General features: G+C 65.9%; 11 protein-coding genes. 3 read left to right on the top strand and 8 right to left on the bottom strand.

Translation table 11 applies throughout. The features are described from left to right. Positions 1 to 3: 3 nt before the first annotated feature. Together BM136_RS09685 and BM136_RS09680 are read right to left on the bottom strand one after the other, a co-directional pair. Entirely contained in the window at positions 4 to 1,836 is a 1,833-nt protein-coding gene (locus BM136_RS09685) for an ABC transporter ATP-binding protein (RefSeq protein WP_092971636.1), read from the bottom strand. A 356-nt stretch (positions 1,837 to 2,192) separates the two neighbouring features. Next, positions 2,193 to 3,869, bottom strand: coding sequence for an L-lactate permease (locus tag BM136_RS09680; protein WP_092971635.1), 1,677 nt, complete (start codon positions 3,867 to 3,869; stop codon positions 2,193 to 2,195). 259 nt (positions 3,870 to 4,128) lie between these two features. Here BM136_RS09680 and BM136_RS09675 point away from each other — a divergent pair, with 259 nt between their 5' ends. From BM136_RS09675 to BM136_RS09665, 3 genes are all read left to right on the top strand, one after another. After that, complete coding sequence (locus tag BM136_RS09675; RefSeq protein ID WP_092971634.1) at positions 4,129 to 6,474, top strand: patatin-like phospholipase family protein; 2,346 nt, start codon at positions 4,129 to 4,131, stop codon at positions 6,472 to 6,474. 168 nt (positions 6,475 to 6,642) lie between these two features. Further along, a complete protein-coding gene (locus BM136_RS09670; RefSeq protein WP_092971633.1) occupies positions 6,643 to 7,824 on the top strand; it encodes an efflux RND transporter periplasmic adaptor subunit in 1,182 nt (393 codons plus the stop codon). 2 nt (positions 7,825 to 7,826) lie between these two features. Next, positions 7,827 to 10,982: an efflux RND transporter permease subunit gene (locus BM136_RS09665; protein WP_092971632.1), complete on the top strand. Its 3,156-nt coding sequence runs from the start codon at positions 7,827 to 7,829 to the stop codon at positions 10,980 to 10,982. A gap of 12 nt (positions 10,983 to 10,994) precedes the next feature. Here BM136_RS09665 and BM136_RS09660 read toward each other — a convergent pair whose 3' ends face one another. The 6 genes from BM136_RS09660 to BM136_RS09635 all read right to left on the bottom strand — a co-directional run bounded on the left by BM136_RS09660 (position 10,995) and on the right by BM136_RS09635 (position 16,666). Next, positions 10,995 to 11,819: an alpha/beta hydrolase gene (locus tag BM136_RS09660; RefSeq protein ID WP_092971631.1), complete on the bottom strand. Its 825-nt coding sequence runs from the start codon at positions 11,817 to 11,819 to the stop codon at positions 10,995 to 10,997. After that, positions 11,816 to 13,102 carry an MASE1 domain-containing protein gene (locus BM136_RS09655; protein ID WP_092971630.1) on the bottom strand — a complete coding sequence of 429 codons (1,287 nt, stop codon included), beginning with the start codon at positions 13,100 to 13,102 and terminating at the stop codon, positions 11,816 to 11,818. The genes BM136_RS09660 and BM136_RS09655 overlap by 4 nt, the downstream gene beginning before the upstream one ends. 89 nt (positions 13,103 to 13,191) lie before the next feature. Next, positions 13,192 to 13,833: a glutathione S-transferase family protein gene (locus BM136_RS09650; RefSeq protein ID WP_092971629.1), complete on the bottom strand. Its 642-nt coding sequence runs from the start codon at positions 13,831 to 13,833 to the stop codon at positions 13,192 to 13,194. Between the two features lie 47 nt (positions 13,834 to 13,880). Further along, positions 13,881 to 15,071: an aminotransferase-like domain-containing protein gene (locus tag BM136_RS09645; RefSeq protein ID WP_092971628.1), complete on the bottom strand. Its 1,191-nt coding sequence runs from the start codon at positions 15,069 to 15,071 to the stop codon at positions 13,881 to 13,883. Between the two features lie 140 nt (positions 15,072 to 15,211). After that, positions 15,212 to 15,682 carry a RidA family protein gene (locus BM136_RS09640; protein WP_092971627.1) on the bottom strand — a complete coding sequence of 157 codons (471 nt, stop codon included), beginning with the start codon at positions 15,680 to 15,682 and terminating at the stop codon, positions 15,212 to 15,214. Positions 15,683 to 15,727: 45 nt separating this feature from the next. Continuing rightward, positions 15,728 to 16,666, bottom strand: a complete 939-nt coding sequence (locus tag BM136_RS09635) for a DMT family transporter (protein WP_092971626.1) — start codon at positions 16,664 to 16,666, stop codon at positions 15,728 to 15,730. Positions 16,667 to 16,670 lie beyond the last annotated feature (4 nt).

Below are 16,670 nucleotides of genomic sequence, written 5' to 3'. Positions count from 1 at the left end.
CGCTCAGTCCACCCCGACGAAACCGCCGGTCTGGTGCGCCCACAGCCGCGCATACAGGCCGCCGTGTTCCAGCAGCTCCGCGTGCGTGCCGCTCTCGACGATGCGCCCGCCATCGAGCACGACCAGCCGGTCCATGCGCGCGATGGTCGAGAGCCGGTGCGCGATGGCGATCACGGTCTTGCCCTGCATCAGCGTTTCCAGGCTTTCCTGGATGGCGGCTTCCACTTCCGAATCCAGCGCGGACGTGGCTTCGTCCAGGATCAGGATCGGCGCGTCCTTGAGCAGCACGCGCGCAATCGCGATGCGCTGCCGCTGACCGCCCGAGAGCTTCACCCCGCGTTCACCCACCAGCGCATCAAAGCCGCGTCGCCCTTGCACATCGGATAGCTGCGGGATGAACTCGTCGGCGCGCGCCCGGCGCACTGCTTGCATCAGCTCCGCCTCGGTGCTGTCGGGTTTGCCGTAGCGCAGGTTGTCGCGAATGGAGCGATGCAGCAGCGACGTATCCTGCGTGACCATGCCGATCTGCTCGCGCAGGCTCTCCTGCGTCACGGCCGCAATGTCCTGACCGTCGACGAGGATGCGGCCGCGCTCCACGTCGTACAGGCGCAGCAGCAGGTTGACCAACGTCGATTTGCCCGCACCCGACGGGCCGACCAACCCGATCCGTTCGCCAGGGCGCACCACGAGGTCCAGCCCTTCGATCACGCCGCTGCCCTTGCCGTAGTGAAAGCCCACGTGCTCGAAGCGCACTTCGCCCCGCGTCACATGCAGCGGCTTGGCATCGGGCTGATCGATCACGGCGCGCGGCAGCGCAATGGTCTGCATGCCGTCCTGCACCTGCCCGACGTTTTCAAAGATGCCGTTGACCACCCACATGATCCAGCCCGACATGTTGTTGATGCGGATCACCAGCCCCGTGGTCAGCGCGATGGTGCCGGCGCTCACACGGCCCTCGCTCCACAGCCAGAGCGCGAGCGCCGACGTGCCGACGATCAGCAGGCCGTTCATGGCGGTGATGGTGAAATCCATGCCGCTGATCATGCGGCCGGACAGGCGTGTCTTGTCGGTCTGCTCGGCCATGGCGTCGCGCGCGTAGCTTTCTTCGTGCTGCGTATGCGCGAACAGCTTGAGCGTGGTGATGTTGGTGTAGCCATCCACGATGCGGCCCATCAGCTTGGAGCGCGACTCCGTGGCGATGACCGATCGCGCCTTCACGCGCGGCACGAAATAGCTCAGCGCCGCGATGTAGCAGCCAATCCACACCAGCAGCGGGACCACGAGCCACCAGTCGGCCCTGGCGAACAGCACCATCGCGCTGATCGCGTAGATCACGACATGCCAGAGCGCATCCACCGACTGCACGGCGGAATCGCGCAGCGAAAAGCCGGTCTGCATGATGCGTTGCGCAATGCGGCCCGCAAAGTCGTTCTGGAAGAACGTCAGGCTCTGCTTGAGCACGTAGCGGTGGTTCTGCCAGCGGATCAGGTTCGACAGGTTGGGGTTGATGACCTGGTGCACAAGCACGTCGTGCAGACCGAAGATGACCGGCCGCGCGATCAGCGCCACAAAGGCCATCCACAACAGCTCGTTGCGGTGGCGGCCGAAGAATTCCGGGCCGGGTGTTGCCTGGATCATGTCGACGATGCGGCCGAGGAAGTCGAACAGCGCGACCTCGATCAGCGCACCCAGCAACCCCACCACCAGCAGGAACGCGAAGACGCCGCGCACTTCACGTAGGAAGTACGCATAGAAACGCCAGACATTGGCCGGAGGCTGGGTGTCGGGCAGGGGACGGAACGGATCGATGAGTTTTTCCAGGCGGCGCAGCAGCATGTCGGGTCGGGGGGAAGAGGAGACCGACGCCCCAGGGCGGGACGTGCGCGGAAGAGCCGCCCATGATACGCGCGTGAAAGTGCCCTTGCTGGCGAGCTGGCTTACGGAGTGCAGGACTCGGCGGGCGGAGCTCAGAGCTCGACGCGTGAGGCTTTTTGCTCGGCGGATGGAGCTCGGAGCTCGACGCGTGGGGCTTTTTGCTCGGCGGTTGGAGCTCAGAGCTCGACGCGTGAGGCTTTTTGCTCCGCCGTTGGAGTTCGGAACCCGCCTTGCGAGGCTTTTAGCTCGACGTGTCGGATTCGCATGAAAAAAGCCGCTCGGTTGAGCGGCTTTCAGCTTCCGTCGAGAGCGGGCGCTCAGTGCACCACCATCCGCGTGAAGGGCTCCACATAGGCCTGCAGGGTAATCATCAGCCCCACCAGGAAGGCCAGCGCCAGCGAGTGGAAGAACACGTAGCGCAGGATGTCGCCCTCGTGGCCGTACCACTTGGTGGCGGTGGAGGCCACGACGATGGACTGAGCATCGATCATCTTGCCCATCACGCCGCCCGAGCTGTTGGCTGCGGACATGAGGATCGGCGACAGGCCCAGCTGTTCGGCCGTGGTCTTCTGCAGGCCGCCGAACAGCACGTTCGATGCCGTATCCGAGCCGGTCAGCGCCACCCCCAGCCAGCCCAGCATCGTGCCGAACAGCGGGTACAGCACGCCCGTGTGGGCGAAGGCCAGGCCCAGCGTCGCGTCCAGACCGGAGTAGCGCGTGAGGTAACCGATGCCAAACATCGCGCAGATCGTCAGCAGCGAATAGCGCGTCAGCTTGATGGTGTTCCAGTACTCCTTGAGCATGCGCGGTAGCGAGTAGCCCATCAGCAGGCCGCCCACGATGGCCGACACCAGGATGCCCGTGCCCGCCATCGACAGGACGTTGAAGTTGAACACCGCGCCTTCGGCAATCACCTTGGGCACCACCGGCGGGCCCTTGAGCACCATCTTGTCGAGGCCCGGAATGGCGAACTTGAATGCCCAGAGGCCGTCGGCAAACGCCTTGAATTGCGGTACGCCCCAGATGAAGACGAACACCGTCAGGATCACCCAGGGCAGCCATGCCTGCACGCGCGTGATCTTGCCGTTGGTGCCGGTGGTGGCTTCGCGCGCCTCGGCGGCGGCTTCGGGGTCGACGCGGGAGTTGTCTTCGCGGTTGCGCAGGGCGGTCGACGTCCAGATCGTCTTGGGTTTCCACACCTTCAGGAACAGCGTGAGCGTGCCCATCGACACCAGCGCGGCAATCACGTCAACCAGCCATGGGCCGTGGAAGTTCGACACCAGGAACTGCGGAATCGCAAACGACACGCCCGCCACCAGGATCGCCGGCCAGATCTGCAGCATGCCGCGGAAGCCCGCGAACGCCCAGATCAGCCAGAACGGCACCAGCACCGAGAAGAACGGCAGCTGGCGGCCGACCATGGCGGAGAGCTGCAGCAGGTCCAGCCCCGTGACCGACGCCAGCCCGATGAGTGGCGCGCCCAGTGCGCCGTAGGCCACCGGCGCGGTATTGGCGATCAGGGCCAGCCCAGACGCGGCCAGCGGCGAGAAGCCCAGACCGATCAGGATGGCACCCGTGACGGCCACCGGCGTGCCGAAGCCCGCTGCGCCTTCAAAGAAGGCACCGAAGCTGAACGCCACGAGCAGGAGTTGCAGGCGCCGGTCTTCGGTAATGCCGGAAATCGAGCTCTGTAAGACCTTGAACGACCCGTTCAAGGTGGTGAGCCGATGCAGGAAGATGATGTTGAGAACGATCCAGCCAATTGGGAACAGGCCGGAGACGATGCCCAGACCGGCTGCCTTGCCGGCCATGGCGGTCGGCATGCCGAACACGAACGAGGCGATCCCCACCCCGACAATCAGCGCCAGGCCGGCGGCCAGATGCGCCTGCATATGGAAGAACGCCAGCGAGCACAGCAGCACCGCAACCGGTACCCCGGCCGCTAGGGTTGACCACACGGCACTGCCGAGCGGGTCATAGACTTGATTCCACATCTTGATCTCCTCCTGTTTGGGCGTTTCAGTTCTTGTCGATACCGAACGTCTTCTGTCGCCCCTTTTCGCAGGGGCAAACGCGGATTGTAGGAACAAGCGTGTCCGGGTCCCGGCAATATTCTGTCACTTTCGCCCTGAAAAGTATTCATCGGCGGCGGTGCGAGGGTTGACGCGGCGCACGCAATCGCACCGGGTAAATCCGGGTTGTGGAATCATTGCGCCTGCAGCGCTGCCCACCACCCCAATTCGCCCTCCATTCATGGCTTCTCTGACGGCCTTCCTGCTTCGCCGCCACGGCTCCCGATTGGCTACCGCCGTGGTCACCGTGTTTGTGGCATTGGCGGCGCTGTCGCCTGCCGTGCATGGCCAGACTGCGCCAGCGCCCGCGCAGGCAAACACCGAATCGACGCGGCCGCGTATCGGCCTGGTGCTGTCGGGCGGCGGGGCGCGCGGCTATGCGCATATTGGCGTGCTGAAGATGCTGGAGCGCATGCGCATTCCCGTGGATGTCATTGCCGCCACCAGCATGGGCGCCGTGGTGGGCGGGCTGTACGCCAGCGGCATGCGTGCCGATGCGCTGGAGCAGAAACTCTCGCAGGTGGACCTGAGCGACATCGCGTTCGATCGCAACGATCGGGCCAAGCTGCCGCAATCGCTGCGCGAGGATGATTTCCAGTATCCGATCGGCTTGTCCGCTGGCTATGGCGACGGCAAGCTCAAGCTGCCCGCCGGGCTGGTGCAGGGCAACCGCCTGCTCGCGCTGCTCAAGAACTGGACGGCGCAGTGGCCCGACAACATCGAGTTTTCGCGCCTGCCCATTCCGTTCAAGGCCATGGCGACGGATCTGGCCACGGGCGACGGGGTGATTCTCGACCACGGCTCGCTGCCGCTGGCGATGCGCGCCAGCATGGCGGTACCGGGCTTGTTTGCGCCCATCGAGGTGGGCGGGCGCACGCTGGTGGATGGCGGCCTGGTGAGCAACCTGCCCGTGCAACTCGCGCGCGACATGGGGGCGGACATCATCATCGCCGTCAACATCGGGTCGGACTTGCAGCGGCCGGAAGACCTGGCCTCGCCGGCGGCGGTGACGCAGCAGATGATCACCATCCTCGTCGGCCAGAACGTGCGGGCGCAAAAGGCGCTGCTGCGCGGCAAGGATGTGCTGATCGAGCCGCAGCTCTCGGAGCTTTCGTTCACCGATTTCGCCAAGGGCCCGCAGGGCGTGCGGGAGGGCGAGCGCGCGGCGCAGGGCGTTGAAGCGAAGCTCGCGACGTTGTCGCTGTCGCCGCAGGCGTATGCCGTGTACCGCACGGCCCATGAGCCGCAGGGCACGTTGGTGGCGGGCGCACGCATCGACGCCATCGATGTGACCACCAGCGGCCGTGTGCCGCCCGCGCGCGTGCGCCAGTTGATCAAGGTGCGCGAAGGCGACGCGTATGACGCCGAAGCGCTCAACCGCGAGCTGTCGGCGCTGGCCACCACCGGCGACTTCGAAACCGTCACGCAGCAACTGGTGGAAGAGAACGGCGTGCACACGCTCAAGATCGACGCGCATGAAAAGTCGTGGGGCAACCAGTTCTTCCTGTTCGGGCTGGGCATGTCGACCAACTTCGACGGGCGCGGCGCGTTCAACGTCAATCTCGGCCATCGGTATCCGTGGCTCACGCAGAGCGGGTTGGAGTGGCGCAATGACATCGTGCTCGGCAGCAACCGGGCGAGCATCCATACCGAGTTGCGCCAGCCGCTGTGGCAGGCGCGCGGGTTCTACGTGGCGCCGTATGCCGAGTACTCGCGCCGGCGCTCGGATCTCTACTTTGACGACGAGGCGCCGACCAAGGACGCCAAGCCGTTCAACAGCATGACCCTGGAGACCGCACGTGCCGGCGTGGACCTTGGTATCCCGCTCGGCCGCAAGGGCGAACTGCGGCTGGGTGTGAACTACATGAGCAAGAGCGCGGCGTTCAATTACCTGGCGTTGACGGAGGAAGGCGCGCTGGACTTGCCGACGCTTCGCGCCAAGCAGCCGGCCTTCCGCGCCCAGTTGACGCTGGATCAGCTGGATGACCCGCTGTTCCCGCGCAGCGGCTACTACTTCTACAGCAGTGTGGAAGCGGGCTTCGGTTCGCTCGACAAGAAGTTCAACACCGCCCAGGCCAAGGGCCTGTGGGCGACGAGTTACGGCCGTCACACGTTCAATGTGGCGTTGGAGGGGGCGGGCCAGTTTGGCGTGAACAGCCCGACGCGCGAAAACGATGGCAACACGGGCAATGGCGCCAACGAGGGTTTTTTCCTGGGCGGCTTCCAGCACCTTTCCGCCTACGCGCAGGACCAGTTCAACGGCCAGTACATGTTGTACGGCCGCCTGACGTATCTGTACGACCTGCGCGTGGACGACCTGCTCGGCCTGCGCGCTCCGGTGTTCGGCGCCAGCGCCGAGGCCGGCAACGTCTGGCAGTTGCGCAACAACTTCGGGCGGGGCCCTTACCTGAAGAGCGGCAGCGTATTTGTTGGCGGCAACAGCCCCATCGGGCCGCTGTACTTCGGTTTTGCGGTGGCGCCGCAGGGCGTGTGGAACGTGTATTTGCAGCTGGGTCGCGTCTTCTGAAACAGCGTCAAGCAGAAGCAGGCCGGCCTGCGTACGCACGCAGCGCCTGCTTCGTAAGGTCTTGATCAGACTGGGAAATCAATCGGTCAGACTGCGGCGGATGTGCGTGCTAGCCTTCCGCTTCGCTTTTTCAAGACCTCGGGCGCGGCCGCGCCCAGCCCCCTTTCCATGATGTTCTCCGTGTTGTTCCGTCGTTCCCGTTCGTCCCGGTGGTTGTTGTGCGCGTGCGCCCTGACTGTGTTGCAGGCGTGCGGCAAGCATGCTGATGAGGCCGCCAAGCCCGCTGGTCCGCCGGAGGTCGAGTTTGTCGTTGCACAGCGCTCCGATGCGCCGCTGGTGACCGAATTGCCGGGCCGCCTTGAGCCGTATCGCACTGCCGAAGTGCGCGCGCGCGTTGACGGCATCGTCCTCAAGCGCGCCTACGAAGAAGGCCAGGTGGTCAAGGCCGGCCAGGTGCTGTTCCGCATCGACCCGGCACCGCTCAAGGCGCAGGTGGACGCCGCGCAAGGCGCGCTTGCCCGTGCGCAGGCGCAACTCGCTATCGCTCGTGACAAGGCTGCGCGCTACAAGGGGCTGGCCGCCACGCGCGCCGTGAGCGAGCTGGAATACGCTGAAGCGCAATCCGCCGAGCGTCAGGCCGCCGCAGACGTGGTGTCCAGCCGTGCCGCCCTGGAAACCGCACAACTGCGCCTGGGCTATGCCACCGTCACGGCCCCCATCGCCGGCCGCTCGCGCCGCGCGCAGGTCACCGAAGGTGCGCTGGTCAAGGAAGACGCTGCCACGCCGCTCACCACTGTCGAGCAGATCGATCCGATCTACGTGGACTTTGCGCAGCCCGCCGCCGAAGTGCTGGCCTTGCAGCGCGCGCTCAAGAAGGGCCAGGCCGCCGCATTGAGCGGCCAGGACATCGGCGTGCAGGTCATCCTGAGCGACGGCGTGGCGTACGAGCGCCCGGGCAGGCTGCTGTTCTCCGACTTGGCGGTGGACCGCGCAACGGACAACGTTTCGATGCGCGCCGTGCTGCCCAACCCCGACGGCCTGCTGCTGCCTGGCATGTACGTGCGCGTGAAGCTTTCGCACGCCGTGCAGCAGGGCGCGGTGACGGTTCCGAAGGGCGCGTTGCAGCGCGACCGCCAGGGGGCATCGGTGTTCCTGGTGCAGGCCGACAATACGCTGGCCGTGCGTCCCGTGGCTGCGCAAACGTTGGCCGGTGACCAATGGCTGGTGACAAGCGGGCTGTCCGGCGGAGAGCGCCTCGCCATTCCGGGCATGCAGACGCTGGAAGCAGGCATGGCGGTCAAGCCGGTGCCCGCAGCACCGCGTGCTGACACCAAGCCGAAGAAGGGCTGACCATGGCACGCTTCTTTATCGACCGCCCGGTCTTTGCCTGGGTGATTGCGCTGGCCATCATTCTGGCCGGCGTGCTCGCGCTGCCCAAGCTGCCGGTGGCGCAGTATCCGAACATCGCGCCGCCCAATGTCAGCATTTCGGCCAACTACCCGGGGGCGTCTGCGCGCACGGTGGAGAGCGCCGTCACCGCCATCATCGAGCGCGAGATGAACGGCGCGCCGGGGCTGCTGTACATGTCGTCTTCGTCCGACGCGGCGGGCAACGTATCGATCAACCTGTCGTTCACGCAGGGCACGAGCCCCGATCTTGCGGCGGTGGAGGTGCAGAACCGGCTGAAGATCGTCGAGGAGCGCCTGCCTGAAGTCGTGCGCCGCAACGGCATCCGCATCGAGAAGGCGGCCGAGAACTACATGATGTATCTGTCGCTGACGGCCGAGCGTGGCCGCTTTGACGGCATCGACCTGGGTGACCTCGCTTCGTCAGATTTGATTCCGCAGTTGCGCCGCGTGCCGGGCGTTGGCACCGCGCAGTTGTTCGATGCGGAATACGCCATGCGCATCTGGCCCGATGCCGACAAGCTGACCGCATTGGGCCTGACCGCCGGTGACTTGAGCGACGCCGTGCGCCGCTACAACGCGCGCATCACCGTGGGCGAAATCGGCAGCGGCGCCGTGCCGGGCAGTGCGCCCATCAACGCGAGCGTCACCGGTGACGATGGGCTCACCACGCCCGATGCATTCGGCCAGATTCCGCTGCGTGCGGACGCACAGGGCCGCATGGTGCTGCTGCGCGATGTGGCGCGCGTGGAGCTGGGCGGCAGCGATTACCTCTACCTGTCGCGCATGAACGGCAAGCCGGCCACGACCATCGGCATCAAGCTTGCCCCTGGCGCCAATGCCGTGGGTGTGGCCAAGCGCGTGCGCGTGGTGCTGGACGAAGCGCAGGCGCATTTCCCGCCCGGCGTGCGCTACGAGGTGGCGTACGACAGCTCGCGCTTTGTCGGCATCGCCATCGAGCAAGTCGTCAAGACGCTGCTCGAAGCCGTGGTGCTGGTGTTCCTGGTGATGATGCTGTTCATGCAGAACCTGCGCGCGACGCTGATCCCGACGCTGGTGGTGCCGATCGCCCTGCTGGGCACGTTTGCGGTGATGCTGCCGATGGGTTTTTCCATCAATGTGCTGACGCTGTTTGGCCTGGTGCTGGCCATCGGGATCCTTGTCGACGATGCCATCGTGGTGGTGGAGAACGTCGAACGCGTGATGCACGAAGAGGGGCTCTCGCCACGCGAGGCGACGGCCAAAGCGATGCGGCAGATCAGTGGGGCCATCGTCGGCATCTCGCTGGTGCTGACGGCAGTGTTCGTGCCGATGGCGTTCTTTGGCGGCGCGGTGGGCAATATCTACCGGCAGTTTTCGCTGTCGCTGGCGGTGTCGATGGTGTTTTCGGCATTCCTGGCATTGACGCTTACGCCAGCGCTTTGCGCGACGCTGCTCAAGCCGGTGCAGGCCGGCCACGATGCCGAGCGCAAGGGCTTCTTTGGCGCATTCAACCGGGGCTTTGCGCGTTTGACGGCACGCTACCAAGGCGGCGTTGCCAAGCTGCTGAACCGCACGGGCCGCGCGCTGGTGGTGTACGGCGCCGTCATCGGCGTGGTGGTGCTGCTGTTCACGCAACTGCCGACGGCCTTTCTGCCGGAAGAAGACACCGGCGAGTTCATGACCGTCGTCATGCTGCCGACGGGCGCCACACAGGCGCAGACGCTCGACGTGGTGCGGCAGGCCGAGCAGCACTTCATGACGCAGGAGCCGGCCGTTGCGTCCACGCTGGCCATCACGGGCTTCAGCCTGTACGGCAACGGCCAGAACGCGGCCATGCTGTTCCTGACGCTCAAGGACTGGAAGCAACGCAAGGGCGCTGACCAGCACGTCGACGCCGTGGTCGAGCGCGCCAATGCGGCGTTCGGCAAGATCAAGGGCGCGATGGTCATGGCGATGAACTCGCCTGCGCTGCCGGAGCTGGGCAGCAAGCCCGGCTTCGACCTGCGTCTGCAGGACCGCGGCGGCGCCGGCTACGAGCGCCTCGCGCAGGCACGCGACCGCATGCTCGCTGAGGCCGCCAAGCATCCCGCGCTGTCGGAAGTCACGTTTGCGGGCCAGGGCGATGCACCGCAGGTGCTGATCGATGTGGACCGCAAGAAGGCGCTGTCGATGGGCGTGTCGATCGAAGACATCAACCGCACGCTGGCGGTGATGTTCGGCTCCGACTACGCGGGCGATTTTGTCTACCGCAACCAGGTGCGCCGCGTGATCGTGCAGGCCGACGGCAAGCAGCGCGTCTCGGTCGAACAGCTTGGTCGCATGCACGTGCGCAATGCCGCGGGGGCGATGGTGCCGCTCTCGGCGTTCACCACGACGAAGTGGATCGTCGGGCCGCTCAAGCTCGATCGCTACAACGGCTTTCCGGCCATGACGATCACCGGCTCGCCGGCACCCGGTCATAGCTCAGGCGAGGCCATGGCGGCGATGGAGTCGATTGCGCGCGGTCTGCCCGAAGGCTTCGGCTACGAGTGGACGGGGCAATCGTTCGAGGAGCGGCTGTCGGGGGCGCAGGCGCCGGCACTGTTTGCGTTGTCGATCCTCGTCGTGTTTCTGTGCCTCGCGGCCTTGTACGAGAGCTGGTCGATTCCGCTGGCGGTCATGCTGGTGGTGCCGCTGGGCGTGCTGGGCGCGCTGCTGGGCGCCGCGCTGCGTTTCCTGCCCAACGACATCTACTTCAAGGTTGGGCTGATTGCCACCATCGGGCTGTCGGCCAAGAACGCGATCCTGATCATCGAAGTGGCAAAGGATCTGGTGGCGCAGGGCATGGGCCTGATCGAAGCCACGCTGGAGGCCGCGCGCCTGCGCTTCCGGCCGATTGTGATGACGTCGCTGGCATTTGCGTTTGGAGTCGTGCCGCTGGCGATTGCAAGCGGCGCTGCATCGGCCAGCCAACGCGCCATCGGCACGGGCGTGTTGGGCGGGATCATCGCGGCGACAGTGCTGGCGGTGTTTCTGGTGCCGGTGTTCTTTGTGGTGGTGCGAGGCGTGTTCAAGGGCAGCGAGCGGCAGCGCCGGCTGGACGCGGCGCACGAGCACGAGACTGCAGGGCCGGCGGCCTGATCGGCGTCGTGATCAATCTGCGGCGGCTGGGCCTTTGCGCCTGGCTGCTGCCGGGTTGAAACCGAAAAAGCCGAGGACCTCTGCGGCGACCTGATCGCGGTCGTTGTCCACGCAGATCATGTGGTAGCTGTTTTCCAGCACCACGCTGCGCGCATGGGGGAGGGTGGCCTGCAACGTTTGGGCCGAGCGCAGGCTGGTGAGTTCGTCTTCGCGGGAATGGATGACCAGCGTCTGGCACTGCGTCTCGGGCGCCCCGGCCAGCGCCCAGCGCCGCAGCCGGTCCACCTGACGAATGCACGCCAGCGGCACCCACGGATAATGGAAGCTGTCACCTCGCGCGAGCTTGGCTTTGATGATCCGCCGCAACAGCGGGTTCTTGATGCCGAACGGCTCATCTTCTTCCACGCGCATGCGCGCAGCCATGCCCGGGATGCGATAGACCGCGTAGCGCAGATCCCGATACCACGGCGTGGACCAGCCATCGATATGGATGGGCGTGGCGAGCAGCGCCAGCCTGTCTTGCGGGCGCGCAATGCCATGCCGAACGCGATGCGCCAGCACCAGCGCCAGCAATGCGCCCATACACATCCCCGCGATATGCACGGTGTCATGCTCGGCGACGAGCTGCTCATACGTTTGCGTGAGCGTTTCAAGCCATGCTTCGGCGGGCATGTGGATGAGGTCTTCTGGGCGCGTGCCGTGGCCGGGCAAGGTCGGCACGTGCGTGACGGCGCCAGCGCTGCGCAGCGCTTTCTGCAGCACGCCCAGGTCGTAGGCCGTGCCGCCCAGGCCATGGATCAGCAGCACAGCCGTGCTGCCGGGCGCCGATGAGGTCACAGTGCGGTCTCGACCGACCAGGTACCGGTTACGAGCGCCGTGTTGCCAACGGCGTCCGTCAGTGGGCGACCGGTGTCCACCACGGTGTGCAGCGTGCCGTCGCGCGCCGTGATGCGCAACGTCTGGCGGCGTGCGGGCGTCGCGGCCTCGTCTTCCAGCGCGGCTGCGCCGAGCCAGCGCGCACGCAGCGCGTCGCGGTCATCCGGATGCACCAGTTGCAGCACGGTCGAGATCGACGCCATGCTCGCCGGTTCGTGTCCGAACACGAGAGCCACGTCGCCGCCCCAGTCGATGCGGCCGCTGGCGGGGTCGATGGTGTAGACGAGCTGGCCCGACGCCGCCAACGCCAGTTCCACGCGGTTCTGCCACTGCGCGCTTTGCTCGTGCAGTTGTTCGCGCGTGGTCTTGAGCGCGCTCACCAGCAGCACCAGCAGCGCGGCAATGCCCAGGTACAGCTGCGCTTCCAGCAGCGACTGGCCATAGTGGTGATCCAGCACGGCGAAGGGGCCGTCGCCCTCGGCGGTTTGTGTGAGCGCCACCAGCGTGAGCAGCAGCACGGCCATGGAGCCGCCGCGGCCGCCCCACAGCAGGGCCACGACCACGGCAAAGAACAGCGGGACGTACGTCAGCGCAAAGCCGATTCCGTCGCCAAATTTGGCATCGCTGTTGCCATCGAAGATGACGTACGCCGACAGCGCCAGCGCAACGACGGCTGCCAGACCGAGCACGAAATCCGTGCGGTCCGTGCCGCCCGAGCGGAACGCGCGAAAGCGCGACCATGCCGCCAGTACCGGCGTGACGATCAGCACGCCCAGAAAATCCGATGCCGCCCAGATGCGCAGTACGTGCCCGAACGAGCCGCCTTGTGACCATGCAAACCATGCCGCCCCGAACAGCGCCCCCAGCAGCGCACTGACCGCGCCTGCCACCAGCATCGCGCGTACGAAGTAGAGCCCTTCAAGCGGCACGCGCGCCAGTCGCACCAGCGCCACGGCCAGCGCCGCGCTACCCGCCTCGTCGAGTACAAAGAGCATGGCGTGCGCGGGGTTGGTGTGTTCAATGGCTGCCAGCGCCAGTTGCGCTACGGCAAACGCTGCGCCCAGCCCCGGCCATTCGCGGTACGGCCGCAGCATGAAAGCGGCCATGGTCACGCCCGCCGGCAGCCAGATGTAGCCCGTCATGTCGACCGGCCCATTCAGCCGATGCGACACGATGGCGGCAACCAGGTAAAGCGCGCCCCACAGGATCGTGGCGACGGTGGTGGAAGGTCGGTTCAATGGCATCCGGGTTTCCCTCGGTGAAAACAAAAAACCGCGCCGGCGTGGGTGCCGTGCGCGGTTGGTGATGCTACCGCAACCGGTTTCGGGCGGGCTTAGACGACAGGCAGCGCCAGGACTTCCCGCGCGGCCCGGCGGTCGCGCAACTCGGCCATCCACCGCTCGAGGTTCGGTCGCGCCGGGCGGTCCATCGGCAGGCCGAGCCAGCGGTGCGTTGCGCAGCCGCAGACGATGTCGGCCATGGTGAATCGGCGGCCGGCCACGTAGGGCTGCTTGGCCAGCACAGCTTCGAGGACGGCGGTGCTGCGCTCGGCGGCCTGGCGCGAGCGTTCAATGCGCTCGGCGTCGCGCTGGTCTTCCGGCGTACGCACGAGCTGCATGAACGCATCCACCATCGACGGGCTGTACGACGTGGTTTGCCAGTCCATCCAGCGGTCGGCATCGGCGCGCTCGTGAAGCTCGAGCGGGTAGAGGTTGCCCGGGCCGTAGCGCGCCGAGAGGTAGCGCACGATGGCGTTGGATTCCCACAGCACGAAGCGCGTATCGCCGGAATCGTTCAGGCCGTCTTCGATGACGGGGATCATCCCGTTCGGGTTCATCGCCTTGAATTCCGGCGTGTCGACACCGCCAAAGGCGCCGCCGACGTCGATGCGCTCATGGTCCAGCGACAGCTCGCGCGCGCACCAGACCACTTTCTGAACGTTGACCGAAGAGAGTCTTCCCCAGATCCGCAGCATCGACGACGGCTCCTTTCTTGAATGGATGGAATGGATCGTTATGTAATTTAGGCGGCCTTGGGCGTGAGCGCTGCAATTTCCGCGCGGATCAACTCGCCCAGCACGGCAATGCCTTGCTCGATGCGCTCCGGTGCCACCGTCACGAACGCCAGCCGCAGCGTATTGCGACGCGGCGCATTGGCATAGAACGGTGCGCCCGGCACGAACGCCACATTGCGCGCGACGGCCTTTTCCAGCAGCGCCATCGTGTCGATGCCTTCCGGCACCTCAACCCAGATGAACATGCCGCCTTCCGGACGATTCCAATGCACACCGGCCGGCATATGGCGCGTGAGCGAGTCGAGCATCGCCTCGCACTGCTTGCCATAGAGGTTTCGGATGCTCGGGATGTGCGTATCGAGCAGACCGGTCTTCAACACCTCGTACGCCACGCGCTGCGTGAAACTGGGCGTGTGCAGATCCGATGCCTGCTTGGCCTGCACGAGTTTGAAGTGGATATGTTCGGGCGCGATGATGTAACCCAGGCGCATGCCCGGTGCGAGGATCTTCGAGAACGAGCCCATGTAGATCACGCCGTCCGGATTGAGCGAGCGCAGCGACGGCAGGGCATCGCCGGTGTAGCTCAGTTCGCCGTACGGATCGTCTTCCACGAGCAGCACGCCGAGTTCTTTCGCGCGGGCCACCAGGGCTTGGCGGCGGTCCAGCGGCAGACGGCGGCCGGTCGGGTTCTGGAAGTTCGGGATCGTGTAGAAGAAGCGGGCGCCGGCAGCCAGCTCTGGCGTGAGCGCATCCGGCAGCAGGCCTTTGTCATCGGTGGCGATGGACGTATAAGTCGGCTCGAACAGCGAGAACGCCTGCAGCGCGCCCAGGTACGTCGGCGTTTCGACCAGCACCTTGCTTTGCGGGTCGATAAAGATCTTGCCGAGCAGGTCCAGCCCCTGCTGCGAACCCGTGGTGATCAGCACGCGCGAGGCGGTGGTGCCATGACGTTGGGCGATCCACTCACGCAGCACCGACAGGCCTTCGGTCGGGGTGTATTGCAGCGAGGCCTGCGGGTTGTCAGCAAACATGCGGGCGCACGCCGCCTGAATCGCTTCGACCGGGAAGGTGACGGGGGCGGGCAGGCCACCGGCAAACGAAATGACCTCAGGACGTTCGGTGATCTTGAGGATTTCCCGGATCGCCGAGCTGGTCAGTTTCTGAGCGCGGCTGGAGAAGGTACAGGCGGTGTGGTCCATGGTGTGGTCCTAGTGTTGCGGCGCCCACCTCGTGAGCAGGCGCCGTGGGTGGGCAAAACAATGAGAATAGCAGGCAACCGGCCCGTCTAACATTGGGCCGCCACCTTAGAGACTGTAGTGAAAAGCGCGGCTCAGATCGCTCAGGCGACTTCGGCAATCAGCTCGATCTCGACGCAGGCGCCGAAGGGAATCTGTGCGACGCCGAAGGCGCTGCGGGCATGCTTTCCGGCGTCGCCAAACACGTCGGCAAACAGCTCCGATGCGCCGTTGGTCACCAGGTGCTGTTCGGTGAACTCCTGGGTGGAGTTGACCAGGCTCATCACCTTGACGATGCGCTTGACGCGGCTGAGGTCACCGCCCAGGTGCGTGTTCAGCGTGGCCATCAGGTCGATGGCGATGGCGCGTGCGGCTGCGTTGCCTTGTTCGGTGGTCATATCGGCGCCGAGCTTGCCGACCCACGGCTTGCCGTCTTTCTTGGCGATGTGCCCGGACAGAAAGACTTGATTGCCGGTTTGCGCGGCCATGACGTAGGCGGCAGCGGGGGCGCCGGCGGCGGGCAGTTCGATGCCGAGTTGCTTGAGCTTGGCCTGAGCGTCGTGCGAGGCGGTCATGAAGACTCCTTGGTAAGTGCGGTCAACAAAAGAGGGAAGACGTTGCTATCGGCGGACCGACGTGCGCCGGCCGATGCCGACCACGGCAATGACGGCCAGCGCAAACAGCACGGTCGGCGCATCGAGCGATTCGCCCAGCAGCAGCCAGCCGCCGATCAATGTCATGAAAGGTTGCAGCAATTGTATCTGGCCGACCCGCGCAACACCGCCCGCTGCCAAGCCGGAATACCAGAACAGGAAGCCGATGAACATGGAGAAGGCCGACACGTAAGCCAGCCCGATCCAGGCGCGGGACGACGCATGCGCCAGCGCTTCGGCCTGATGTGTGGACGGCAGCCACGCAAGCGCGCCCACCAGCGGCAGCAGCACGGGCAGCGAGACGACCAGCGCCCAGGCAATCGTCTGCGTGCCGCCCAGTTCGCGCGCGAGCTTGCCGCCGGTGGCATAGCCGAGGGCGCCTGTCACCATCGCGGCGAAGAGGAGCCAATCGGCGCGGTGGAGGGCGCCGGCACCTTGCAACAGCGCAAAAGAAACGACAAGCACGCTGCCCACCACGGCGCATAGCCAGAACCCTGCGGACGGCCGCTCGCGCCCGAACCAGGCGGCGAAGATGGCGGTCGCAAGCGGCAGGAGGCCGGTGATGATGGCGCCATGGGCGGCCGGTACATCGCGCATGGCCAGCGATGAAAACAGCGGAAAACCCACCACCACGCCCATCGCCGTCACTGCAAGTTGCCACCACTGATTGCCGTGCGGGCGTTTGGCCGCAGAAAACGCGCCGGTTGCCGCAAGCAGGCCCAGCGCCAGCGCGCTTGCCAGCACCGCGCGCGCCAGCGCCACGAATGTGGCATCCAGCTCGGCGACGGCCATGCGCGTGAACGGCAGCGTCTGGCTGAAGATGGCCACGCCTATGAAGCCGAGCAGCAGGCCTCGGCGTTCAGCGTGGTCGACGTGTTGCATGGGCAGGGCGGCGGACTTGTTCATGGCG

Source organism: Ralstonia sp. NFACC01 (assembly GCF_900115545.1).
Taxonomy (GTDB): domain Bacteria; phylum Pseudomonadota; class Gammaproteobacteria; order Burkholderiales; family Burkholderiaceae; genus Ralstonia; species Ralstonia mojiangensis.
This window is presented reverse-complemented; position numbering and strand designations above follow the sequence as displayed.